Source organism: Gemmatimonadaceae bacterium, from assembly GCA_019637445.1.
Taxonomy (GTDB): domain Bacteria; phylum Gemmatimonadota; class Gemmatimonadetes; order Gemmatimonadales; family Gemmatimonadaceae; genus Pseudogemmatithrix.
Genome location: JAHBVS010000002.1, coordinates 85,361 through 109,540, shown reverse-complemented (window position 1 = coordinate 109,540; position 24,180 = coordinate 85,361). Strand labels below are relative to the sequence as shown.

Below are 24,180 nucleotides of genomic sequence, written 5' to 3'. Positions count from 1 at the left end.
TTAGCTTCCCACGCATGGGAATCGCGGACATCCTCGTCGTCGCGGCCACGGCCCGCGAGCTGGCGCCACCGCAGGGTTGGGGCACGTTACTCTGCGGAGTCGGCCCCGTGGACGCCGCGGCCCGCACGGCAAATGCGCTCGCCGCGGCACAGCCGCGTGCGGTCTTGCACGTCGGCATTGCTGGCGCGCGGCGACGGGCCGCGCTCGCGCCAGGCTCGCTGGTCATCGGTTCCGCCTCGCTCTACACGGATTTGATTGTGCCGCCGGAGTTCGGCAGCAGCGAGATCCTGCCCGACCACGGACTGCTCCGCGCCTGCTCCGCCGCGTTCCCCGACGCACCCTGCCTGCCGATTGCGACGGCCGCACGGGTCGGCGCGAGTGCCGCCGGCGATGTCGAAGCGATGGAAGGCTTCGGCGTGCTGCGCGCGGCGGCACTGGCGGCGGTGCCAGCCATCGAGCTGCGCGTCATCTCGAATGAAGTCGAGGAGACCGATCGCGCGCGCTGGCACTTCGAGGCGGCGTTCGACGCGTTGCATCGCATCACCCCACGCTTGGTGGAGGCCGTGGCGTCGTGCGTGAACTGAGCTTCGGCTACTCCCCCTGCCCCAACGACACGTTTGCCTTCCACGCGTTGGCGCACGGGTTGGTCGAGGCGCCGTTCAGACTGCGGCCGGTGTTGTTGGACATCGAGGAGCTGAATCGCCGCGCGCACGAGGGCGAGTTCGAGCTCACCAAGCTCAGCGTGGGCGCCTTTGCCAGCGTCGGGTCCAAGTACCGGCTGCTGCGTAGCGGCGGCGCGCTCGGGCACGGCGTTGGACCGTTGGTCGTGGCACGCGCCACGATGTCATTGGCCGAAGCCGTGCGTGGCCGCCTGGCGATTCCCGGACGTGAGACGACGGCGTTTCGCTTGCTCCGACTCGCGGCGCCAGGGCTCGGCGACCCCATCGAGATGCGCTACGACCGCATCCTGCGCGCCGTCGCGGACGGCGCGGTGGATGCCGGGCTGATCATCCACGAGAGCCGCTTCACCTACCAGGACCACGGCCTCGTGCGCGTCGCCGACCTCGGCGAGTGGTGGGAACGCGAAACGCAGCTGCCCGTGCCGCTTGCCGGCATCTGCGCGCGCGAGGACCTCGACGTCGAGACGCGCGATGCCGCCGAGTCCGCCATCCGCGCCTCGGTGCGTTACGCCTTCGACCATCCGACGGCCAGCGCGGACTACGTGCGCGCCCACGCGCAGGAGATGTCCACCGAGGTCTGTGCGCAGCACATCGCGCTGTACGTGAATGAGTGGAGCCTCGACATCGGCGACGCCGGCCTGCGCGCCATCACGCGACTGGTGGAGTCACCGGGCGCAGCGTGAGCGAGTAGAGCCCCGAGCCAATCGCGAGGGTGCCCAGCGCGGCAAGGATGATCACAGGTCGTTGCCACACGGTGAAGCCGATCATCCAGACGCTGAGCGCGGCGAAGGCCAGCGGCACCACCGGGTAAAGCGGCGTGCGGAACGGTCGTTCGAGCCCCGGCTCGCGCCGACGCATCCGCATCAGGCCGGCCACCGCCAGGAGATTCATCAGATTGAGCACGATGCCGGCGTAGGCGAGCACCTGCTCGAACGACGCGGTGACGATGAGCAGCGCGACCAGCGCCATCTGCAGCGCGAGCGCGCGCCGTGGCACGCCATCGGGTCCTGCGGCGCCCATCCAGCGCAGCGCCGTCGACCCGGCACCGACAGCCTGTGTCACCCGTGCACCGGCGTAGAGGAAGCCGGAGATCGTCGCGACGAGCACGAGCGCGATCACGCCGCTCATCAGGCGTCCGCCAAGTGGGCCGAAGACGCGCGTGCCGGCGAGCGCGCCCACCTCAACCGTGCCGCGCAGCTCGGCGATGGGCACTGCGCGCAGGAAAACCCAGTGCAGCAACAAGTAGAGCAGCGCGACGATGAGCACGGCGATGACGACCGCCCGCGGGATCGTGCGCTGCGGCTCGCGCACCTCACCAGCGACGTAGCCAATCGCGTTCCAACCCGTGTAAGCGTAGACCACGTAGATGAGCGAGATCGCGAACGGCGCTGAACCAATGGACCGGAAGGCCGCGGCCTCCGGGGCGAATGACAGTGGTTCACGAGGGCCAATCGCCAGGCCGGCCACAATGAAGGCGAGGATGACGACCAGCGTGCTGCCGGTCGTGAGCAGTTGGAAGCGCCGTGCGCTGGAGACGTGCCGGGCGTGTACCGCGCCGACCACCAGCAACACCGCAAGCGTGAGCAGGCGGGGATCCACCGGCACGACGGCCGTGGCATATCGTCCGAACGCGATGGCGGCCAGGGCGATTGGCGCCGCGAAGCCGGCGGTCATCGAGACGAACCCACCGATGAAGCCCAGTCGCGGGGACCAGGCCCAGCTGAGGTAGACGTACTCACCACCCGAGCGCGGAATGGTCGTGCCGAGCTCCGCGTAGCAGAAGGCACCGGTGAGCGCCAACAGCGCGCCCACGGCCCAGAGCGCGAGCAGGGCGAAGCCGCTGGTGATGTCCACGACCTGGAAGCCAAGGCTGGTGAACACGCCCGTGCCCACCATGTTCGAGATGAGCACCGCGGTGGCGGTGACGACACCGAGGCTGCGGATCTCTTGGGACACGCGCACAAGTTACCGCGCTGGGCTGGAGGCGCTATCATTGGCCCATGTCAGGCACACTGATCGCCATCTGGAAGAAGCGTTCGCACCGCGGGCCGATGGATGCCGTGGAGTCGGCCACACTGGTGACGGACGCAGGCCTCGAGGGCAGCGTTGACCGCAGCCGACGGCGCCAGGTCACGCTGGTCGACGCCGAGCGCTGGGCGCGTGCCGTCGCGCTGCTGCCGGAGCCGGTGGATCCCATCGCGCGGAGGGCGAACCTGCTGGTCTCCGGCGTCGTGCTCGCGGAGACGCGGGGCCGGCTCCTGCGTATCGGCTCGACGCTGCTGCAGATCGGCGGTGAGACCACGCCCTGCGAGCGCATGGAGGAGGCCGCGGCGGGACTGCAGGAGGCGCTGCGCGACGACTGGGGCGGCGGCGCCTTCGCGCAGGTCATCGAGGGTGGCGACATCGCCGTCGGTGACTCGGTGGACTGGGTCGAGCCGAAGACCGGCGCGGCCTGAAGAGCCACGCGCTCGCGAGCCACTGCGGCGGACACAGTAGCTTTCGGGCGTGGACCGTAGGCTGACCTTCGACAATCGCTTCGTCAGGGAGCTTCCCGGCGACCCGCTCGACAGCAACGAGCGGCGGCAGGTGCTCGGGGCCGCGTGGACGCGCGTGCGGCCAACACCGGTCGCGGCACCGCAGCTTCTCTCGCACGCAACCGAAGTGGCCGCGATGATCGGTCTCGCGCCCGACGCCCATCGCGAGCCGTGGTTCGCACAGGTCTTCGCGGGCAACGCGCTACTCAACGGGATGGACCCCGTTGCCGCCTGTTACGGCGGCCATCAGTTCGGCCACTGGGCAGGCCAACTCGGCGACGGACGCGCCATCTCCCTCGGCGAGGTGCTCACGGCGGGCGGCGAGCGCTGGGAGCTGCAACTCAAGGGCGCCGGGCCCACGCCTTACGCGCGCACGGCCGACGGCCGCGCCGTGCTGCGCTCGAGCCTCCGCGAGTTCCTCTGCAGCGAGGCGATGCATCACCTCGGCGTGCCCACAACGCGTGCGTTGAGCGTGGTCACCACGGGCGAGCAGGTGCTGCGCGACATGTTCTACGATGGCAATCCCGCACTCGAGCCTGGTGCCGTGGTCTGCCGCGTGGCGCCGAGCTTCCTGCGTTTCGGCAACTTCGAGATCCTCGCCGCCCGCGGCGACCACGCGCTGCTGCGACAGTTGCTGGACTTCACGGTCGACCGCGACTTCCCTCGGCTCGGGGCGCCGGCCACTGATCGAGACGCGCGCTGGTTCGCCGAGGTCTGCGAGCGTACGGCGGTGATGATCGTGCACTGGATGCGCGTGGGGTTCGTGCACGGCGTGATGAACACGGACAACATGAGCGTGCTCGGCCTGACGATCGACTACGGGCCCTACGGCTGGGTGGAGGACTTCGACCCCAACTGGACGCCGAACACCACCGACGCGATGGGACGGCGCTATCGCTACGGCAACCAGCCGGCGATTGCGCAGTGGAACCTGGAGCGGCTGGCGGACGCACTGCGACCGTTGTTCGCGGACATCGCGCCACTGCGCGATGGGCTCGCGCGCTACGTCGAGACGTTTAACCGCGAGTACACGGCGATGTTGGCGCGGAAGTTCGGGCTCCCCGTGTTTGCGGGGGATGGCGAGGCCCTGATCACCGAAGGCTTGGCGCTGCTCGAGGCTGCAGCGATGGACTACACGCGGTTCTTCCGCGCGCTCACGGATGCGCGCAGCACCGTGCCCAGTGGAGGTGCCGAGGCTGTGGCCTGGCTGGGCGACGTGTTCTACGATGAGTCCGCGCGAGACCGCAACGCAGCAGCGATTGGGGCGTGGCTCCGACGCTGGGACGCACTGGCCACCGCACGCGAAGCAATGGCCACGACAAATCCCGTGTACGTCCCACGCAACTACCTCGCACAGGAAGCCATCGATCGCGCCGCCGAGGGCGATGCGTCGCTGCTGGACGAACTGCTCGATACGATGCGGCAGCCGTACACGTGGCAGCCGGGGCGTGAGCGTTTCGCCGAGCGGCGGCCGGAGTGGGCACGGCATCGGGCGGGTTGCTCGATGCTCTCCTGCAGTTCCTAGGTTTCGTCGCGTCGCCGTTGTTTCGGCGGCGGTTACTCGCTGCCACGCGCGCGCGGGCGTTGCGCCAAGGTGACGACGCCGACCAGTACGCCGCCTGCCACAACGCCAATCGCGCCGTTCAGCAGCCACGTGACCAGTCCACTCGCTGCACCCGCCGCGTGCGCCCAGCGCTCCACCACCACGGCGATTGGATGGATGCCATGCACGATGATGCCGCCGCCGACGAGGAACATCGCCGCCGTGCCGCCGACGCTCAACGCGCGCATCAACCACGGGGCGGCCGCGAGGATCCATCGTCCGAAGGAGGCGCCCGCGCCCCCGCCCTGCACCAGTTGCACGCCGAGGTCGTCGACCTTCACGATGCCTGCCACCAGTCCGTACACGAGCACCGTGATGGCCACGCCAATCACACTCAGTGCGACGACCTGTTGGCCGATCGGCGCCGTGGCCATCGTGCCCAACGCAATCACGATGATCTCTGCCGACAGGATGAAGTCCGTGCGGATGGCGCCCTTGATGCGCGCGCGTTCCAGCTCGACCAGGTCGATCTCGGGCGTCCGCAGCGCCGTCGAGAGCTCTTCCTTGTGCTGCGTGCTTTCCTGGGGGTGCAGCCACCTGTGGAAGACCTTCTCGAAGCCCTCAAAGCAGAGGTAGGCCCCGCCGAGCATCAGCAGGGGCACCACCAGCTTGGGCACGAAGGCACTGATGAGCAGCGCGGCGGGCACGAGGATGGCCTTGTTGACGAAGCTGCCCTTGGCCACCGCCCACACCACCGGCAGCTCACGTTCCGCGGCGAAGCCGCTCACCTGCTCGGCGTTGAGCGCCAGGTCATCGCCCACCACGCCGCTGGTTTTCTGCACCGCGACCTTGCTGAGGGTCGCGACGTCGTCGAGCAGCGTGGTGATGTCATCGAGCAGGGCGAGGAGGCTGGCGCCGGCCATGGCGTGGGGTTGGGGATGCAGGAAAGCAACGCGCGGGGGGCGAGAGAGCAAGGCCGCTTGGGCTGCGTCGCGCGGGACGAGTCGCCGGCGGGACGGCGCGGGCTAGGTTTCATCGACGGCCCTCGCGGCGAGAGCCTGGCTCCCCTCCACGAATCGCCCTTCGTGCCCACCCGCCTGTTCGTCTACGGAACCCTACTGCGCGGCGAGCTGAACTACGGCCTGCTCGCCGAGGCCCGGTTCGTGCGTCCGGCAGCCACGCCGCCGGCCTACACGCTCTACGCCCTCGACGGCCATCCAGGGATGGGCGACGAGGGCGTGACAGGCGTACTTGGCGAGGTCTTCGACGTCGATGCCACAACCTTGCAGGCGCTCGATGCGCTCGAGGGACATCCCGACTGGTACGTCCGCCGACCAATCGTGCTGGCCGACGGCGAGCGCGTCGAGACCTACATCCTGCCCGCGCGATTCACGGCGCAGCGCGCCGTGATCGAGGACGGGGATTGGCGGCGCTGGCGCCGAGAGCGCGAGCGGGACGCCGCATCAGCTGCGACGCCCCGCGACAAGCACTAGAAGCGGAAGCCGACGCCCAGCGTCAGCCAGCTGGCGCCACCACTCTCAAAGGTCTTGTTGTACGAGGCGGTGACGTCGAGCATCAGCAGGCCGATGGAGACGTTCGGCGAGTACGCCCACTCCTTGGCGTCGGTGAGGTACGCTGCCTCTAGCCCGAGGTCGAGCAGCGGAATCGGCGAGAAGTGCGGGCCGACCTGCAGCGTGATCTCGTTGGTGTCCTCGACCAGCGGATTGGCGGCCTTGAACTGCGTGAAGGTCGCACTGCCCATCAACTTGAACATCAGCAGTGGCACCCCGACGCGTGCATACGCGCCAAAGCCGGCGTCGTAAGCGTCGCCGAAGTCACCTTGCGGCAGGGCGGCGTGCGCGCCGATGCGCACGTCGAGCAGTGGGATCTGTGCCTGGGCCGGGGCGGCGACCAGCGCGAGCAGACCAAGCGTTGCAGCGAGACGGCGGATCATTGTGGTATTCCGGTTGAAGGATGGACGAGCATCCGACAGCAGTGCTCCAACATCAGGACGTTTCACCCGCCCTGTTGGTCATGGGTTCCGCAGGCCACGGCCCGCACTCCAGGGGGCGCCCGCCGCCGCCATCGCGGCCTGCAACGCCGGCAGGTCGCGCTCCAGGAGCGTCCGCAGGTCTCCCTCAAGCGCAGTGAGTTCGCCAGCCGCCAGGTCGGCCTCGCGGCGTTGCGTGGCCGTCGGCGGATAGCGATTGTCGAACTGCGCCGCAGCGCCGAGTCGCGCGCCGATGCTGTGCTCGTTGGATTCGTTCAGCGAGGAGCGGGCCGGATCGCCGTTCATGCGACGCGCGAGCCCTGCCACTTGGTTGTTCAACGCATCAATCCGCGCGAACAATGCCGCATCCGGCCGCGAGGCCGCGACGACCGACGCGCGCGCGTGCCGCAGTTGCTCGCGCAGCCATCCCAATTCGCGTCCGACAGCCGCCGACCGCAGCTGCAACCCTGCCACACGCTGCTGGAACGCGGCCACCGCCACGTAGTCGGGGTTGCCCGGGATGTTCGGCACGGGCCGCAGCGTGAAGCTTTGGGCTTCGCCGAGCGCGCGGACACCTGACGCCGACACCAGTTGCAGCTGCGCCGTGTACTCGCCCGGCGCCGCGAGCGGACCAAGCGGTTCACCAGCCCAGGGCGGCCGGAACGCCGGCGGATTCAAGTCCACAGGCTGCGGACTCGCGAGGCGCATATCCCAGTTGATGCGGTGCAGTCCCGTGCGCGACGGCGCGTCCAACAGCCGAACGACCACTCCCGACGCATTGCGAATCGCGACGAACAGCTGCGGCCCGCGCTCCTGCTGCTCCGCACGCAGGCGATCGAATCCCGGGAACGGCACGTCCGCGTTGCGCTCGGACAGCCGCCGCTCCTCGGCGCGGCGCGCCTCCTGCGCCGTGCTGGGCATCGAGGACACATAGTAGGTCAGCAGCGCACCCTGCGGCGGATTGGCCGTGGCGTAGTCGTCGGTGCCGAGCTCCGGACGGCCCGTGGCCTGGCCGACCACATAGGGCACATACCACCAGGCATCGCGCACCGGCATCAGTGCGGCGACATCGGCGCGAGCGCCGGTGCTCAGGCTGCGCAGCGCCGTATAGTCATCGAGCACGTAGAAGCCGCGGCCAAAGGTCGCCGCCACCAAGTCATTGTCGCGCCGATGCAGCTTGATGTCGCGCACAGCGATCGTCGGCATCCCGCCGCCGAGCTTGTGCCAGTTCGTGCCGCTGTTCGGCGACCAATACACGCCGAATTCAGTGCCGAGGAAGAGGAGCTCGGGCCGCTCGTGGTCCTGCTGCACTGCCCACACAACGGTGCCGCGCGGCAGGTCGCCGGCGATCGAGCGCCAGGAGCGGCCGAGGTCGGTGGACACGTACACGTATGGCGCGAAGTCGCCGTTCTTGTGCGCGTCGGCGGCCACGTAGAGTGTGCGCGCGTCGTGCTGCGAGAACTCCACGTCATTGACGAACGAGAGCGGGGGCAGGCCCGGCATCGCGGCGGCACGCGTCCACGTGGCACCGCCGTCGCTGGTGACCTGCACCAGCCCGTCATCCGTTCCGACGGCCAGCGTGTTCTCCGCGCGCGGCGACTCGCTGATGGCCGTGGTCGTTGCGTACTTGGACATCGCACCGTGGTCATAGAGCGCGTCCACGCTCCAGGTGCGACCGTAGTAGCGCTGGTTGTAGCGCTCGGCGCCCGTGGTCAGGTCGCCACTGATAGCGGTCCAGCTGTCACCGCGGTCGTCGCTGCGCCAAACGCGCTGAGAGCCGTAGTAGATGCGCGTCGGTCGATGCGGGCTCACCAGTAGCGGCGAATCCCAGTTCCAACGCTCCGGCGGATCCGATGCTGCGGGCTGCGGCTTGATGAGCACCGTCTCGTCGTTGCGACGGTCCTTCCGCGCCAGGCTGCCCTGCTGCCACATCAGGTACATCAGGTCGGGATTGCCCGGCTCGAAGGCGACGCCGTAGCCATCGGCGCCAAGCGGCACGTACCAGTCCTGGTTGCGCACGCCCTCCTCGTGCAGGGTGCGCGCCGGACCGTGCAGCGTGCCCAGGTCCTGCGCGCCACCGAGGATGTCATAGAAAGGTGCGCGGTCATTCAGCGCCACTTTGTAAAACTGCGAGACGGGCAGGTTCGGGAAGTGCCGCCAGTGAGAGCCTTCATCGAAGCTTTCGTAGAGCCCGCCATCAGTGCCCACGATCATGTGCCGACCGTCGGTGGGGTCAATCCAGAGCGCGTGGTTGTCGCTGTGCTTGTCGTGCCCGGTCTCGAGGTTGCCGAAGCTGCGTCCGCCATCGCGCGTGACCTGCAGGAAGACATCCATCTGCACGACCAGATCCGCATCCGTCGGCGAGGCCTCGATCTCCTGGTAGTAATGCGGCCCGGTGCCGCCGGAGATGTAGGCATTGCGCTTCTCCCAGCTCTCGCCGCGGTCCACGCTGGCGTAGAAGCCGCGGCTGGCGCCGGCCGCCTCGATGGTCGCATACACACGCGACGGGTCGGCCGGCGTCGTCGCCAAGCCAATCTTCCCGATCTCACCGCTCGGCAGGCCCTGCGAGACCTTCCGCCAGGTGCGGCCGTTGTCGGTGGACTTGTAGATGCCCGACCCGGTGCCTCCCGCCAGGAAGCCCCACACGTGCCGGCGCCGTTGGTACGCGGCGGCGTAGACCACGTCGGGGTTCGCGGGATCGAACTCAAGGTCCGTCACGCCGGTGTTCTCGTCGATCTGCAGCGTTGCGCTCCAGGTCGCGCCGCCGTCGGTGGAGCGGTACACGCCGCGCTCGCCGCCGGCCGACCACAGTGGACCTTCCGAGGCCACCAACACCGTGTTGCCGTCGCGCGGATCCACGAGGATGCGTCCGATGTGCTGCGAGTTGCCGAGCCCCATCTTCTGCCACGATGCGCCGCCGTCGCGGGAGCGGTAGACGCCGTCGCCCCAACCGACGTGGCGGCCGCTCACGTTCTCGCCCGTGCCGACCCACACCGTGCGCGGGTTCGATGGGTCGATGGCCAGGGTGCCGATCGAGTACGAGGCCTGGCGATCGAACACGGGCGTGAAGGTCACGCCGCTGTTCGTGGTCTTCCACACACCGCCCGAACCGACAGCGATGTACCAGGTGCGCAGGTCGCCGGGATGCACGGCGATGTCGGCGATGCGCCCGCCCATCAGCGCGGGCCCGACGCTGCGCATCGGCAGCGATTCTGCGGCGCGGGCGGGGATCGCCGTGGCCTGCGTGGCGCCGACTCCAGGGAGCAGCGGTAGAAGGATCAGCGCCGCGAGCGCGCGGCGAGTCGTGATGGTCAGGAGCGACATGCCGAACGACCTCGGGTCAGGGTGCGCCAATGCACAGTGGAATCTTGGAAGCCTGTGAACCGCGGAGAGCTAGACAGACGGAGAACGCACGAAGCATCTAACCGAAGAGCTTGCCGAGTCCCTTCTTGGCGTGCTCCTGCACATCGAGCTTGTAGAACTCGACGGCATTGCGCCACAGCATCAACTCCTTGTCCTTGGGCGGCAGCCGCAGTTCGTCCATGAACTGCAGGTAGGACTCCATCGAGACCAGCGGCCAGTCCGTGCCCCACAGCACCTTCTTGGGGTTCACGCCCCAGAGGATCATCTCCTTGAGTTGCGTGCGCATGTACGCCTCGAAGCGATCGCTGAAGTCACCAAGCGTGAGGCCGGAGATGTCCGTGTACACGTTGTTGTTCTTGTACACGACTTCCATGCAGTCGCGGAACCAAGGATTCCCGAGGTGGCAGATGAGGAAGCGGACCTTGGGGAAGTCCACCGCGACGTCATCGACGTTGATGGGGTGCGAATACTTCACGCGCCCCTGCGGCGCGTAGGTATCGCCGCAGTGGATCATCACCGGGACATCGAACTCCTCGGCGAGCTGATACGCGGGCGCGAGCTTGGTGTCCGCTGGATAGAACGGCTCGTAGCCCGGATACAGCTTGAGGCCCTTGATCTCCTTGGCCTCGAGCATCGCGCGCAGTTCGGCGACGTCCTTCTCGGAAAAGGTCTTGTACGAGATGCCGGCGATGACGTGGATGTTGGCCATCCCCTTGGTCGCGTCCACGACGGCGCGCGTGGAGGGGCGACCCGGCGTGACCTTGTACGAGGTGAGCACCATCGAGATGTCCACGCGATTGCGGCGCATCGAGGTCTGCAGCTTCTCGAGGCAGCCTGGGAGGTCGTCGAGAGTCTCGTCGTGATAGTTGTTGAGATGCGTGTGGCAGTCGATGATCATCGTCAGGACTTGAAGTGTCGGTTCAGGATGTCCTCGGCCCAGGCACGCCCTCCCAGCCCGAAGGCGATGGCCGCCGCCAGGCAGACAGCGGCGAAGGCGATCTGGAATGCCGACACGAGCACTTCGCTGCGAATGGCCAGCTGCTCGGCGGCCATGAACACGGTGAAGATGAGCACGCCGGCGCGGGTGAGGACGGCGAGCCCGCGTGCCGCCGGCGAGCCGACGTTGTTCAGGTAGCTGAGAACGGCGCGCCCAAGCACGCGCGCCGCCAGCGAACCAAAGAGCAGGATGCCGATGGCCAGCACGATGTTCGGGATGATGTCCCACACCGCGAGGATGAGGTCGTTGGCCGCGTTGACGCCGAGGGCGTCGAGCAGCGCCACGAAGACGCCGGCGAGAATCACCCAGTAGATGGCGTTCGCCACCAGGGTGACCGTCGTCATCTTGACCTCGCCTTGCACGAGGAAGTCGTCAAAGCCCACGCGCTCGGCCAGCACGTCCACCTTCAGCCAGCGCAGCAGGCGGATCGAGAGGCGCCGCGCAATCCGCGCGAGCAGCCAACCTGCCATCAGGAGTGCGGCGGCGAGCAGGAGGTCCGGCAGCAACTCGACGAATCGCGCCCACGAGTCCTGGAGCGATCCGAGCACGGAACTGGAGCGGAACATGGACAGGCTCCGGTTGAAGTGCCTCCAACCTATCGTCTGGCGCAGGCGGCGGACACCCGAGCGCGTGGGTGCAGACCGAGGCACCCGCCGTCTGCCTCTGGTGCGCGGAGTCCTCCCAAAGCACGACGGGGCGGCCTCGTCGCCGAGGCCGCCCCGTCTGTGCCGTGAATCGCGTGGGTCAGCGCTGCATCTGCTGTCCCATCCGGAACTCCCGCGGCGGCACGTTGCCCTGCAGGTGCTCGACGAAGTAGTCCCAGCGGCGGCGCATGATGTAGGCGCCGTCCGGGCCGAAGCCGTGCCGGGCGTGCGGCAGCAGGATCAGGTCGAAATCCTTGTTGGCCTTCATCAGCGCATCCACGACGAGCAGTGTGTTCGACACCGGCACGTTGTCGTCCATCATGCCGTGGATCAGCATGAGCTTGCCCTGCAGGCGCGCGGCGTGCGTCTGGTTGGCCTCGTCGGCGTAGTTGTCCGAGTTGCCGTTCTTGACGAGCAGGCCCTGGTAGCGCTCGCCCCAGTCGTCCTCGTAGTTGCGATTGTCGTGGTTGCCCGACTCCGCGATGCCGACCTTGAAGAAGTCCGGCGCGCGGAACATCGCGGCCGCGGTGGCGAAGCCGCCGCCCGAGTGACCCCAGATGCCGACGCGGTTGAGGTCGACGAACGGGTACTGCTTGGCGAGATCGCGGATGCCAGAGACCTGGTCGGGGATCGTGTTGTCGCCCATCCGGCCGTAATAGGCATCGTGGAAGGCCTTCGAGCGCAGCGGCGAAGAGCCCATGCCGTCGATGGCCACGACGATGAAGCCGAGCTCGGCCAGCGCGCGGTGATCACCGCGGGCGGGCGAGAACGAGCGCGAGCCCACCGAGCCGCCCTGAGGGCCCGGGTAGATGTAGGTGACGACCGGATACTTGCGCGTGGAGTCGAGCTGCGTGGGCGTGAACATCAGCCCGTACAGGTCGGTCACGCCATCGCGGGCCTTCACGACGATCGGCGTCGGCGGCGTCCAGCCGGCGGCCACGAGGCGCGAGACGTCGGCGCGCGCGAGTTCGCGCACCACGCGGCCGTCGGCGCGGCGGAGCACCGTGACCGTGGGCGTGTTGGGCGTGGAGTAGCTGTCGATCCACCAGTTGCCGTCTGGCGAGGGCGAAGGCGAGTGGTTGGCGTTCTCCGGCGTGAGCAGCGTGTGGCCGCGGCCGTTGAGGCCCACGCGGTAGAGATGCGCGAAGTACGGATCGCGGCCGGCCTCGCGGCTGTTGCCCACGTAGTAGACCTGGCGGGCCTTCGTGTCGATGCGTGCGATACGCAGCACGTTGCCGTCGCCCGAGGTGATACGATTCTTGAGCTGGCCGGTGTTGAGGTCGTAGAGAAACAGGTGGTACCAGTTGTCGCGCGTGCTCCACCAGATGAGTTCGTTGCTCTCCGGCAGGATGCGCCACAGCTCGGAGTCGATGCTGGCATCGCCGATGTGGGTCTCGTTGCGCTCCTCGAACAGCGTGCGCACCTCGCCCGTGCGGGCGTCGGCCACGCGGAACCAGGCCTGCTTGTGGTCACGCGAGACGGAGACGAAGGCCAGCTTGGAACCGTCGGGGAACCACTGGAGGTCGCAGAGCTCGCGGCCGCAGGCAATGTGGTCGCTGACTGTGGAACGATGCGCGTCCGGCGCCATCTGCAGGCGCGTCATCTTCGGACGGCCGTTGCCGCCATCGAGCGCGATCACCACCCGATGGATGCGGAAGATCACCGAGTCGCCAGGCAGCGGATACTTCCAGGCCTGCAGCTGCGGCGAGCCGACGTTCGTGGAGACCATGTACATGTTGTCCACGCCACGGCCATCGTGCTGGAAGGTCGCGATCTGCTTGCTGTCCGGGCTCCAGGTGACGACCGGATTGTCGGAGTGCACCCAGCCGGCGTTGTTCGTCGCGTAGCCGAAGCCATCGACGCCGTCCGTGGTGAGCGCGGACTCGGCGCCTGTGGTGAGGTCCTTCACCCAGAGGTTGTGGTCACGGATGTAGACCGCGCGCGAGCCATCGGGGCTCACGGAGCTGTTCGCGGGCGGGCGCTGCGCCGGCGCGGTCGTGCGCGTGGGCGCGCAGGGATCCTGGTCAGCCACGCAGGCGCGGCTGGTGTTGCGCGCCGGGTCCACGATGCGGAGTTCCGAGCCGCCCTCAGTAGAGAGGCGATACCACAGCCGGCCATCGGGCAGCCAGCTGACCTGGCTCGCGGTGCCGGACATCAGCCGCATCACGGACGGCGCCAGCATGCGCTCGGCGCGCTGGTAGTCCTCGACACTGACTTGCCGGGAGGTCGACTGCGCCAGAAGCAGCGCAGGCGCGGAGAGGAGCAGGACGGTCCGCAGGATCATCGCACGCATGGGAAGACGGGATTGGGGCGGAAGGTTGGCGCGCCGGGGGTTTCGACGAAAAGGCCCCTTTCTATAGATGCGCGCCGCCGGACGCCGGAAGATAGCGCGAGCGCGGCCGGGGACAGGCACCCGACCCTGGCTCCGGCCGTCCGCCGAAGGCTTGCGTTATCCGTTTGATTTAACTACATAGTTAAACTATGACTGGCGCCAAACAAAAGCGGATCCCACGATCGCGCACCGCTGCGCCCGATGCCGACACCGAGGCCAAGATCCTCGCGGCCGCGCGGCGCGTCTTCACGGCCAAGGGCACGGCCGGCGCGCGCATGCAGGACATCGCCAAGGAAGCGGGTGTCAACCAAGCCCTGTTGCACTACTACTTCCGCTCCAAGGCTGCACTCAGCGAGCGTGTCTTCCTTGAGGCCGCGGGGCGGCTCGTGCAGATCATCCCGACCGCGTTCCGCGACAGCGCGACGCTCGAGGAGATGGTCACCACCTTCGTGCACGGCTACATCGATACGGTGCGCGAGGCGCCGTTTCTGCCCGGCTATGTGCTGGCCGAGCTGCACCACGATCCCACGCGCATCCGCACACTCGTGCAGCGGCTCTCGGGCCGCGACCCGCAGGCCGTCGTCCACCAGGGCCTCGCGCGCGTGCAGCGCCTGCTCGGCACACGACTCAACGCAGAGCAGTTCCTCCTCAACCTGATGGCCCTGTCCGCATTCCCCTTCGTCGCGCGACCCGTGCTCAACGGCATCCTCGGGCAGGACGAGGCGGCCTTTGCCGCCTTCCTCGACGAGCGTCGCCGCACGCTGCCCACGTTCATCCTCAACGCCATCTCGCGATGAGACTCCTCCCTTCCCCATTTCTTGGACTGGCCACGGTCGCGTTGGCGATCGGAGCCGGCGCATCGCGGCTGCCCGCGCAACGCATCACCCTGCCGGACCTGCTCGCGGCGAGTGCGCAGGCCGACGCCCGCCGTGCCCAGCTCGCATTGGCGGACTCCCAGGCGGCGCTTCGTCGCGCCTCGCTCAACGCGGAGCGGCTGCCCAGCCTGCAGGCGCAGGCCACGGGCCAGTACGTCTCGGACGTGCCATCGATCGGTGGTGTGCCCGTGGTGCCCTACCAGCAATACGATGCCTACCTGATGCTTCGGCAGCGGCTCTGGGATCCCACGCGCAGCGCGCGCCGGGGCGCCGATGACGCGCAGGCCGCCGAGGCGGCCGCGCGGATTCGCGGCACACTCTGGCAGCGGCGGCAGGCCGTGAGCGATGCGTTCTTTACGGTGCTCGCGCTGGATGCGGAGCAGCGCACACTCGAAGCCAGCAATCAGGACCTCGACGCGCAACTCGCGCTGGTGTCGTCCCGCGTCTCGGCAGGCGTGGCCCTGCCAGGCGACCGCGAACTGCTCGCGGCGGAGCGGCTGCGGCTCGCGCAGCGGCTCGATGCCGTGGCCACGGATCGCCGGGCCACGCTGGAGATCCTGCGCTCGCTGAGTGGCGTCGCCGTCGGCGATGACGCCCAACTCGAGCCACCCAATCTTGATACCGATGCCGCGGCGACCCTCGCGGCCCTCGACACGCTGCGCGAGCGCGCCGAGTTCGCGCAGTTCGACGCCGCTCGCGCCGCGCTCGACGCGCGCGCACGGGCCAGCACGCGACAGGACCTCCCGCGCGTCTCGGCCTTCGGGCGCGGGGGATACGGCCGGCCCGGCATCAATCCCCTCGCGCGCGACTTCCAGTCTTACTGGATCATCGGCGTGCAGCTGGAGTGGTCGCTGCTCAATTGGCGCGTGAACGACCGCGATGCAGAGGTGCAGCTGCTGCAGCGCGAGATGCTGCGCCACGACGAGACGACGTTTCGGGAGCAACTGGAACGTGCGGTCACGCGCGACCGGGCCACGGCCGGGCGACTCGAGCGCGCGCTGGAGAGCGACTCAAGCATCGTCGCCATCCACAGCACCGTGCTGGCCGAGACCGAGCGTCGCTTCCGCGAGGGCACGGCCACCGGCGCGGAGTATACGGACCGCCTCACGGACCTACTGACCGCGCGCATTGCGCGCGATCGCCATCGGGTGCAGCTCGCCGAGACGCGCGCACGCATCCTCATCACCCTCGGGCAGGAGCTGCACTGATGCGTCGCCTCGCACTTGGCCTCCCTGGCCTACTCGTCCTCGCGCTCGCCTGCGGCAACGGCGACGAGCCCGATGCCTACGGCAACTTCGAAGCCGATGATGTCGTGCTCTCCGCGGAGACGCCGGGCCCGATCCTCCTGATGCAGGCGGAGGAAGGCGCCCGCGTGGCTGCGGGCAGTGTGCTCGCCATCGTGGACACGGTCCCACTCTCGCTCGAGCGCCGCCAGCTGCTGTCGCAGCGCGAGGTGCTGCGCGCCCGCGTTCGCGAGGTCGAGGCGCAGCTGCGATCGATTGACGCGCAAGCGGAGATTGCCACTCGCAACCGAGAGCGTACCGACCGGCTCCGCGCCGACGCTGCGGCGACGGCCGCGCAGGCGGATGCCGCCGAGCGTGAGGTGCGCGTGCTCGCCGCCCAACGCCTCGCCGCCGAGGCTGCCGCGTCGAGCCTGGCGGCAGAGCTGCGCGCACTCGAGACGCGGCTTGAGAGCGCCGAGGATCGCCTGCGCCGCGCCACGCTGCGTGCGCCGTTCGACGGAACGGTGCTGGCGACCTATGCGCGCTCTGGCGAGACCATCCAGCCGGGACAACCCCTGCTCGCGCTGGCCGACCTGCGCACGCTGACGCTGCGCGCCTATGTGACCGGCGACCAACTCGCGAGCTTCCAGCTCGGCCAGCGCGTCTCCGTGCACGCCGACGCTGCGGACGGTGTGGCGCAATTCGCTGGCACCGTGGCCTGGGTCTCGGCCAAGGCGGAGTTCACGCCCACCCCGGTGCAGACGCGCAGCGAGCGCTCGGACCTCGTGTACGCCGTGAAGGTGCGCGTGGACGATCCGGACGGGCGCCTGAAGATCGGTATGCCTGGCGATCTGAACTTTCGCGAGCCTGACGGGAGCCCGCGGTGAGTCCGGCCGCTGACGCGACAGGCGGCGCCAAGGGACCTGGGGTGTCGGCGCCAATCGAGGTCGACGGACTCGTCAAGCGCTTCGGCGACACGACGGCACTCGACGGCGTCAGCCTGCACGTCGGCGCCGGTGAGCTCTTCGGGCTTGTCGGACCGGATGGCGGGGGAAAGACGACGCTGTTCCGCATCCTCACGACGCTGATGCTGCCCGATGCGGGCCGCGCACGGGTGTTGGGCTTCGACGTCGCGACCGACCTGTGGGAGATCCGCGCCCGCGTCGGCTATATGCCGGGCCGCTTCTCGCTCTACGGCGACCTGAGCGTGGAGGAGAACCTCCGCTTCTTCGCCGATGTCTTCGGCACCTCGCTCGAGGCCGGCTACGAGTTGATTGCCCCGATCTATTCCCAGCTGGAGCGATTCCGCGACCGACGCGCCGCCGCGCTCTCGGGTGGGATGAAACAGAAGCTCGCGTTGTCCTGTGCGCTGGTGCATCGCCCGTCGCTGCTGCTGCTCGACGAGCCGACGACCGGCGTGGACGCGGTCAGCCGGCGCGAGTTCTGGGACCTGCTCGACGGACTACGCGCGGATGGGCTCACGATCCTCGTGTCCACCCCATACATGGACGAAGCCGCACGCTGTGATCGCGTGGCGCTGGTGCAAGCGGGCCGCATTCTCGCGGTCGACGCACCGTCGCGCATCAGCGAACGCTTTCCGCGCCCGTTGTTCGCCGTGCGCACGCGCCAGCGTGCGGCGGCCATTGCGGCGCTGCGTCAGCTTCCGCACGCCGTCTCCGTCCTGCCCTTCGGCGAGACGATCCACGTCAGCGATGCTCGCACGGGCGCGGACCAGGCGACGCTGGTCCGTGAGCTCGAGGAAGCGCTGCGCAACGCAGGCATCGAGGCGGCCGAGGTACGGCCCATCAACCCCGGCATCGAGGACACGTTCATCGCCTTGATGGGCGCCACACCTGGAGCCGCGGCGTGACCGCCATCGAGGCACGTGGCCTGACGCGGCGCTTCGGCGACTTCACCGCCGTCGATGCCATCTCCTTCGACGTCGCACCCGGCGAGGTCTTCGGCTTCCTTGGCGCCAACGGTGCCGGCAAGACCACGGCGATCCGCATGCTGATCGGCCTGCTGGCGCCCTCCGACGGATCGGCGCGCGTGGCGGGGTTCGACGTGGCCACGGAGTCTGAGCGCGTACGGCGGGCGATCGGCTACATGAGCCAGCGCTTCTCGTTGTACGAGGATCTCACCATCCGCGAGAACATCGCGCTGTATGGCGGCATCTACGGCCTCGCGGACCGCGTGATCGCCGAGCGTGGCGGCCGGCTGCTGTCCGAGCTTGGCCTGGAGGGACACGCCGACGACTTGGTGCGCAGCCTGCCGCTGGGCTGGAAGCAGAAGCTGGCCTTCTCCGTGGCGCTGCTGCACGAGCCACAGGTGGTGTTCCTCGACGAGCCCACCGGCGGCGTGGACCCAGTGACGCGCCGCCAGTTCTGGGAGCGCATCTACGCGACGGCGGCGGCTGGAACGACAGTGTTCGTGACGACGCATTATCTCGACGAAGCCGAGTACTGCGACCGAATCTGCATCATGGTGGACGGACGCGTGGCGGCGTTGGGGACACCAGAGGACCTGAAGCGCGAGTATGCGGCGGAGTCGCTCGACGCGGTGTTCGTGCGGCTGGCACGCGGCACGGGAGCGGCGGCGTGAGTGGCGCAGCTGAGGGCACGAGCGACGCGGTGCGCGGCGCGGCGGCGCGGCGGCGCGTCATTGGCAGCCGCCGCAAGGCGCTGGCGGCCTTCGTCCGCAAGGAACTCCGCCACATTGTGCGCGACCGGCAGACCTTGGTCATTCTCTTGGCGCTACCGCTGGCGCAGGTGGTGCTGTTCGGCTTCGCGCTGCGCTCGGACATCCGAGACATCCGCCTCGCGTTCGTGGAGCAGGCGCCGGACGCGGAGACGGCGGCCCTGCGCACGCGCTTCGCGCAGAACGGCCGCTTCACCGTGGTCGATGCGCGCGCCGACGAGGTCGAAGGCCTCTTCAGGGCCAACCGACTGGACGTCGCCGTGGAACTCGAATCCGGGCTGGCCGAACGCAACGCGGACGGGCGGGCGGCTCGTGTGCGGGTCGTCGCGGATGCCTCGGATCCCAACACCGGGACCACGATGCGCGCCCATACCCTCGCCGTGCTCGACAGCTGGCAGCGCGACCGCGCGACTCGCGCGGCGGGCGTCATGCTCGAGCCGCGCATCCGGATGCGCTTCAACCCGACGCTGGAGAGCGTCAACCTCTTCGTCCCCGGGCTGATCGCGCTGATCCTCACGATGGTCACGGCCCTGATGACCGCCATCTCGCTCTCGCGCGAGAAGGAACGGGGCACGCTCGAGGTGCTGCTGGTCTCCCCGCTGCGGCCCTGGCAGGTGATTTTGGGCAAGGTCGCGCCGTACCTGCTGCTGGCCTTCGTCAACGTCGTGACAATCCTGCTGGCCGCGTGGCTGGTGTTCGGCGTGCCCTTCCGCGGGTCGCTGGCCCTGCTGTTGCTTGGCAGTACGCTCTACGCGCTGGTCGGCCTCGCCCTCGGCGTGCTCATCGCCGCCGTCACAGGCTCGCAGCGCGCCGCGATGCTGGCCGCCCTTGGCGGCACGATGCTGCCGAGCACGCTGCTCAGCGGGCTCATTTTCCCGATCGCCTCGATGCCGCGCGTGTTGCAGGTGCTCTCGAACATCGTGCCCGCACGCTGGTTCGTGGAGATCTCCCGCAGCGTGATGCTCAAGGGTGCCGGGTGGCAACACCTCTGGCAGGAGTTCGCCGTGTTGACCCTGATGCTGCTGGCGATGCTCACCGTCGCCACGCGACGCTTCTCGGTTCGGCTCGACTGATGCGCGCACTCCGGGTATTGCTCCGCAAGGAGTTCCTGCAGATCCGTCGCGATCCGGTGCTGCTGCGGATGATGTTCGTCATCCCCATCATCCAGCTGATCGTGCTGGCGAACGCTGCGACCTTTGAGGTGAAGGAGAGCCGTGTGTGGGTCGTGGACCAGGACCGCAGCGCGGAGTCGCGCGGCGTCGTGGACCGCCTGGTCGGCACCGGCCGCTTCCGCGTGGTGGGCGCCTCGCCGACGTTCACCGAGGCCGAGGCCGCGCTGATGGAGCGCGGCACGGACGCCGTGGTCAGCATCCCACCCGACTTCGCGCGCGACCTGCGGCGCACACGGCGGGCGACGGTGGGACTGAGCTTTAACGCCGAGGACGGCGCGCAGGCCGGCGTGGCCTCGGCCTATGCCAACGAGGTGCTGCGGCGCTACGCGGCGGAGCTGTCGGCGGAACTTGCACTCGCCAGCCCGGCGCTTGCGGCCCGCGCGGCGCTACAGCGCGGTACGCCGCGCCTCGAGGTGCAGACGCGCGATTGGTACAACGAGTCGCTCGACTATCGGCAGTTCATGGTCCCCGGCATCCTCGTGCAGCTGGTCACGGTGGTCGGCACGATCCTCACGGCGCTCAACATCGTGCGCGAGAAGGAGATCGGCACGCTGGACCAGCTGAACGTGACGCCCATTGCCCGCTCGACGTTTGTCATCGCGAAGCTGCTGCCGCTATGGATCATCGCGCTGGTGCAGCTGTCGATTGGGCTCGTGGTGGCGCGCTTCCTGTTTGCGGTGCCGTTTGAGGGCTCGCTAGCGCTCGTCTATACGGCGGCGGCAATCTATCTGGTGGCGGCACTGGGACTGGGGCTCTGGATCTCCACGGTGGCGGAGACGCAGCAGCAGGCGCTCTTCCTCGCCTTCAGCGTCTTGATGGTCTACATCTTGATGAGCGGGCTGTTCACGCCGGTGCGCGCGATGCCGACGTGGACGCAGTGGTTGGCGCAGCTCAATCCCTTGATGCACTTCATCAAGTTGATGCGCGCGGTGCTGCTCAAGGGGGCCACGGTGCGGGATGTGTGGCCGCAGTTGGGGGTGCTGGCCACGGCGGGCGCGGTGTTGATGTCCTTGGCCGTACGGCAGTATCGCAAAGGCGGCGCCTAGCGATATCCGGCGGGCGCTTCACAGACGGCCGTCGGAGGGCGATTATTGTCCCCCGTGATCGAGACCCTCGCCCCCACCAAGGACGTTCGCCGCGTCATCCTCGCCTCGTCCCTCGGGACGGTGTTCGAGTGGTACGACTTCTATCTGTACGGGTCGCTCGCGGCGATCATCTCCCGACAGTTCTTCTCCGGCGTGAACGAGACCGCCGGCTTCATCTTCGCCCTGCTTGCCTTCGCGGCGGGATTCGCGGTGCGGCCGTTTGGTGCCGTCGTGTTCGGGCGACTCGGCGACCTCGTGGGGCGCAAGCACACCTTCCTCGTGACCATCGTGCTGATGGGTGCCTCGACCTTCCTGGTCGGCGTGCTGCCCACCTACGCACGCATCGGCATCGTGGCGCCGGTGGCCCTGATTCTCCTGCGGTTGCTGCAGGGCCTGGCGCTGGGTGGCGAGTACGGCGGCGCGGCGACGTACGTGGCCGAGCACGCGCCGCCAGGGAAGCGCGGGCTCTACACGAGCTGGATCCAGACCACGGCGACGCTCGGACTCTTCCTGTCGCTGCTGGTGATCATGGGCTGCCGCATTTGGATGGGCACGGAGCGCTTCGAGTCCTGGGGCTGGCGTGTGCCCTTCCTCTTCTCGGTTGTGCTGCTCGGCGTCTCGACCTGGATCCGGCTGTCGCTCGACGAGTCGCCGCTCTTCAAGAAGATGAAGGCCGAGGGCAAGCACTCGAAGTCGCCGCTCCGCGAGTCGTTTGGGCGCTGGGGCAACCTGCGGATCGTGCTGCTGGCGCTGTTCGGCATCGTGGCGGGCCAGGCAGTGATTTGGTACACGGGTCAGTTCTACGCGCTGTTCTTCCTGACGCAGACGCTGAAGGTGGACGCGCAGACGGCCAACATCCTCGTGGCCATCGCCCTGGCCATTGGCACGCCGTTCTTCATCGTGTTCGGTTGGCTGTCGGACCGCGTGGGCCGAAAGCCGGTGGTGATGCTGGGATGCGCGCTGGCGGTGATCGGCTACTTCCCGTTGTTCAAGGCGCTGACGCGCGCGGCGAATCCGGCGTTGGCCGAGGCGCAGGCTGCGGCGCCGGTGGCGGTGTTGGCGGACCCGGCGGGCTGTTCGGTGCAGTTCAATCCCGTCGGCACCAGCGCCTTCACCGCTGCCTGCGACGTGGCCAAGAGTGCGTTGGTGCGACGCGGGGTGCCGTATCGCAACGATGCGTCGGAGGGAGCGGTCGCGGTGCTGGTGGGTGAGGTCCGCGTGGCGTCGTACGATGGCGCCGCGGCCGACGCGTCGACGGAGCGCGCGCGCTTCGAAGGCGCGTTGGACGAAGCGCTGCAGGCGGCAGGCTATCCTCGCGCGGCCGACCCGGCGCGGTTGAACCGCGTCTCGGTGGTGGCCGTGCTAGTCGCACTCGTCATCCTCGTGACGATTGTGTACGGCCCGATCGCGGCGATGCTGGTGGAGCTCTTCCCCACGCGCATCCGCTACACCAGCATGTCGCTGCCGTATCACATCGGCAACGGCTGGTTCGGCGGCTTCCTGCCGACGACGGCCTTCGCGATCGTCGCGGCGACGGGCAACATCTACGCTGGACTCTGGTACCCGATCGCAGTGGCAGCGCTCACGCTGGTCATCGGCCTGCTGTTCGTGCCGGAGACCAAGGATGTGGATATCGCCGACGACTAGCCTCGGCGCGGGCAGTCAGGCGGCCTGCTGTTCCACCATGCCGAGCGCGCGCACGCGCTCGGCAAGCTGGTCGGGGCCGAAGGGCTTCACCAGGTAGCTATCGCAGCCGACGGCGATGGCGCGCTGCACGTGCGATCGATCGGAGAGGGCCGTCAGCATCAGGATGCGCGAGGGTTGGTTGGCGCTGACGTGCGACTCGGCGCGTCGTAGGGCGAGCACCGTCTGGTGGCCGTCCATCCCGGGCATCTGCACGTCGCAGCAGACGAGCGCGTACGGCCGCGAGCCTCGCAGGGCATTGCGATAGAGCTCGAGTCCCACGAGGCCGTCCTCGGCAGTCTCGACCGTTCCAAAGGCAGAGAGCGCCACCTCAAGGAGGAGGCGCATCTCGGGGTCGTCATCGATGACGAGGATGCGAGGGCCTGTGCCGTCGCCGGCGGCTGCGGCAGCCTCAGGCGTCTCGGCGGCGTCCACGGGCGGCAGCCTCGGCCAAGTCGTTGGTGTCGCGACGCGGGGTCGGCGCGAACTCCTTCAGCTGGGCGATGACCATCCGCAGGGCGGCGGCGGAGTCGTCGAGCAGGACTTCCCGATGGGCGGGGGTCATGATCAGGCCGGCGCGCCGGTGAGCAGCGCGTCAATCTTCTCCTTCAGCACCTGCGGCGTGAAGGGCTTGACGATGTAGTAGTTGAGGCCCGACTCGAGCGCCGTCATGATGTCTTCGCGCACGGAGCGCGCGGTGACCATCAGGATGGGCAGTTGCTTGAAGCCATCCTTGGCACGCACCGCCTGGGCCAACTCCACGCCGGACATGTTCGGCATGTTCCAGTCGGTGATGATGAAACCGATGGAGGCATCGAGCTTCTCGAGCGCCTCGACGCCATCGCCGGCCTCGACGACATCACTGTAGCCAATGCGCTGCAGCGAGTTGACGACGATACGGCGCATCGTGGCGGAGTCATCTACGACGAGGAAGCGCATACGAGGGTCCGGAGACGTGTTGAGGGACGGTCAGATCTCGCCGGAGGCGAGCAGGCGACGGGCGACGGACTGGAGCACGTCCGGCGACGAGTAGAAGTCGGTGGCGAGGCGCTCACGCACCTGCTCGAGGCGCGCGACACGATCGGGGTGCAGCGAGGCGAACTCGCGACCGGCCGCGGAAAACTCCACGGAGTCGCGGCGAGGGGCGGGCGCGCTGGGCGCTTCGGTAGACTCCGACTGGCGCGCAGGAACGCGCGGCGACGAGGTCGGGGTGGGCTGGATCGGCGCGGGGCCGACGGAACGGTCAATCTTCATGCGATGAATCCTCCTGCAACGGAGTTTCGGCCGCGCGCGCCCACACTTGAGTGCGGCAGCCGCAATCCCCTAGGCGGACCGCCGATATCCCTCGGCGGCCATGTCGAT

At 68.5% G+C, this 24,180-nt stretch carries 24 protein-coding genes; 13 read left to right on the top strand and 11 right to left on the bottom strand.

What is annotated here, in order from left to right; genetic code table 11:
* Positions 1-14 precede the first annotated feature (14 nt).
* Positions 15-584 carry a hypothetical protein gene (locus KF709_10640; protein MBX3174859.1) on the top strand — a complete coding sequence of 190 codons (570 nt, stop codon included), beginning with the start codon at positions 15-17 and terminating at the stop codon, positions 582-584.
* Positions 572-1,363, top strand: coding sequence for a 1,4-dihydroxy-6-naphthoate synthase (locus KF709_10635; GenBank protein MBX3174858.1), 792 nt, complete (start codon positions 572-574; stop codon positions 1,361-1,363). The genes KF709_10640 and KF709_10635 overlap by 13 nt, the downstream gene beginning before the upstream one ends.
* On the opposite strand, the gene KF709_10630 is transcribed toward KF709_10635, so the two are convergent.
* Positions 1,329-2,636, bottom strand: a complete 1,308-nt coding sequence (locus tag KF709_10630) for an amino acid permease (protein MBX3174857.1) — start codon at positions 2,634-2,636, stop codon at positions 1,329-1,331. The genes KF709_10635 and KF709_10630 overlap by 35 nt on opposite strands.
* Before the next feature lie 44 nt (positions 2,637-2,680).
* Here KF709_10630 and KF709_10625 point away from each other — a divergent pair, with 44 nt between their 5' ends.
* On the top strand, positions 2,681-3,136 hold the full coding sequence (locus tag KF709_10625) for an MOSC domain-containing protein (GenBank protein MBX3174856.1): 456 nt from the start codon (positions 2,681-2,683) through the stop codon (positions 3,134-3,136).
* A gap of 49 nt (positions 3,137-3,185) precedes the next feature.
* Positions 3,186-4,739, top strand: coding sequence for a YdiU family protein (locus KF709_10620; GenBank protein ID MBX3174855.1), 1,554 nt, complete (start codon positions 3,186-3,188; stop codon positions 4,737-4,739).
* Positions 4,740-4,771: 32 nt separating this feature from the next.
* On the opposite strand, the gene KF709_10615 is transcribed toward KF709_10620, so the two are convergent.
* Complete coding sequence (locus KF709_10615; protein ID MBX3174854.1) at positions 4,772-5,680, bottom strand: DUF808 domain-containing protein; 909 nt, start codon at positions 5,678-5,680, stop codon at positions 4,772-4,774.
* Positions 5,681-5,842: 162 nt separating this feature from the next.
* Between KF709_10615 and KF709_10610 the strand changes: the two genes are divergently transcribed.
* Positions 5,843-6,250 carry a gamma-glutamylcyclotransferase gene (locus KF709_10610; protein ID MBX3174853.1) on the top strand — a complete coding sequence of 136 codons (408 nt, stop codon included), beginning with the start codon at positions 5,843-5,845 and terminating at the stop codon, positions 6,248-6,250.
* On the opposite strand, the gene KF709_10605 is transcribed toward KF709_10610, so the two are convergent.
* From KF709_10605 to KF709_10585, 5 genes are all read right to left on the bottom strand, one after another.
* Positions 6,247-6,711, bottom strand: a complete 465-nt coding sequence (locus KF709_10605) for a hypothetical protein (protein MBX3174852.1) — start codon at positions 6,709-6,711, stop codon at positions 6,247-6,249. The genes KF709_10610 and KF709_10605 overlap by 4 nt on opposite strands.
* Positions 6,712-6,789: 78 nt before the next feature.
* Entirely contained in the window at positions 6,790-10,071 is a 3,282-nt protein-coding gene (locus KF709_10600; GenBank protein MBX3174851.1) for a hypothetical protein, read from the bottom strand.
* A gap of 97 nt (positions 10,072-10,168) precedes the next feature.
* Positions 10,169-11,008: an amidohydrolase gene (locus KF709_10595; GenBank protein MBX3174850.1), complete on the bottom strand. Its 840-nt coding sequence runs from the start codon at positions 11,006-11,008 to the stop codon at positions 10,169-10,171.
* 2 nt (positions 11,009-11,010) lie between these two features.
* Positions 11,011-11,673 carry a hypothetical protein gene (locus KF709_10590; GenBank protein ID MBX3174849.1) on the bottom strand — a complete coding sequence of 221 codons (663 nt, stop codon included), beginning with the start codon at positions 11,671-11,673 and terminating at the stop codon, positions 11,011-11,013.
* Positions 11,674-11,851: 178 nt separating this feature from the next.
* Positions 11,852-14,035, bottom strand: a complete 2,184-nt coding sequence (locus KF709_10585; protein MBX3174848.1) for a DPP IV N-terminal domain-containing protein — start codon at positions 14,033-14,035, stop codon at positions 11,852-11,854.
* A 197-nt stretch (positions 14,036-14,232) separates the two neighbouring features.
* Here KF709_10585 and KF709_10580 point away from each other — a divergent pair, with 197 nt between their 5' ends.
* Genes KF709_10580 through KF709_10545 form a run of 8 tightly spaced genes read left to right on the top strand, consistent with a single transcriptional unit; the run spans position 14,233 to position 22,782 of the window.
* Positions 14,233-14,880 carry a TetR/AcrR family transcriptional regulator gene (locus KF709_10580; GenBank protein MBX3174847.1) on the top strand — a complete coding sequence of 216 codons (648 nt, stop codon included), beginning with the start codon at positions 14,233-14,235 and terminating at the stop codon, positions 14,878-14,880.
* Positions 14,877-16,166, top strand: a complete 1,290-nt coding sequence (locus tag KF709_10575; GenBank protein MBX3174846.1) for a TolC family protein — start codon at positions 14,877-14,879, stop codon at positions 16,164-16,166. Before KF709_10580 ends, KF709_10575 begins: the two co-directional genes overlap by 4 nt.
* The gene (locus tag KF709_10570) at positions 16,166-17,068 is read left to right on the top strand and encodes an HlyD family efflux transporter periplasmic adaptor subunit (GenBank protein MBX3174845.1); all 903 of its coding nucleotides are present in this window, start codon (positions 16,166-16,168) and stop codon (positions 17,066-17,068) included. The genes KF709_10575 and KF709_10570 overlap by 1 nt, the downstream gene beginning before the upstream one ends.
* Positions 17,065-18,051: an ABC transporter ATP-binding protein gene (locus KF709_10565; GenBank protein MBX3174844.1), complete on the top strand. Its 987-nt coding sequence runs from the start codon at positions 17,065-17,067 to the stop codon at positions 18,049-18,051. Before KF709_10570 ends, KF709_10565 begins: the two co-directional genes overlap by 4 nt.
* Positions 18,048-18,782: an ABC transporter ATP-binding protein gene (locus tag KF709_10560; GenBank protein ID MBX3174843.1), complete on the top strand. Its 735-nt coding sequence runs from the start codon at positions 18,048-18,050 to the stop codon at positions 18,780-18,782. Before KF709_10565 ends, KF709_10560 begins: the two co-directional genes overlap by 4 nt.
* Positions 18,779-19,951, top strand: coding sequence for an ABC transporter permease (locus KF709_10555; GenBank protein ID MBX3174842.1), 1,173 nt, complete (start codon positions 18,779-18,781; stop codon positions 19,949-19,951). Before KF709_10560 ends, KF709_10555 begins: the two co-directional genes overlap by 4 nt.
* The gene (locus KF709_10550) at positions 19,951-21,096 is read left to right on the top strand and encodes an ABC transporter permease (GenBank protein MBX3174841.1); all 1,146 of its coding nucleotides are present in this window, start codon (positions 19,951-19,953) and stop codon (positions 21,094-21,096) included. The genes KF709_10555 and KF709_10550 overlap by 1 nt, the downstream gene beginning before the upstream one ends.
* A gap of 54 nt (positions 21,097-21,150) precedes the next feature.
* Positions 21,151-22,782 (top strand): MFS transporter, encoded by a 1,632-nt coding sequence (locus KF709_10545; GenBank protein MBX3174840.1) that lies wholly within the window; start codon positions 21,151-21,153, stop codon positions 22,780-22,782.
* A gap of 15 nt (positions 22,783-22,797) precedes the next feature.
* Here KF709_10545 and KF709_10540 read toward each other — a convergent pair whose 3' ends face one another.
* The 4 genes from KF709_10540 to KF709_10525 are packed head-to-tail and all read right to left on the bottom strand — an operon-like array spanning position 22,798 to position 24,072.
* A complete protein-coding gene (locus tag KF709_10540; protein MBX3174839.1) occupies positions 22,798-23,253 on the bottom strand; it encodes a response regulator in 456 nt (151 codons plus the stop codon).
* A complete protein-coding gene (locus KF709_10535) occupies positions 23,231-23,383 on the bottom strand; it encodes a hypothetical protein (GenBank protein MBX3174838.1) in 153 nt (50 codons plus the stop codon). Before KF709_10535 ends, KF709_10540 begins: the two co-directional genes overlap by 23 nt.
* Positions 23,384-23,385: 2 nt before the next feature.
* The gene (locus tag KF709_10530; protein MBX3174837.1) at positions 23,386-23,757 is read right to left on the bottom strand and encodes a response regulator; all 372 of its coding nucleotides are present in this window, start codon (positions 23,755-23,757) and stop codon (positions 23,386-23,388) included.
* Positions 23,758-23,787: 30 nt separating this feature from the next.
* The gene (locus KF709_10525) at positions 23,788-24,072 is read right to left on the bottom strand and encodes a hypothetical protein (protein ID MBX3174836.1); all 285 of its coding nucleotides are present in this window, start codon (positions 24,070-24,072) and stop codon (positions 23,788-23,790) included.
* Between the last annotated feature and the right edge of the window lie 108 nt (positions 24,073-24,180).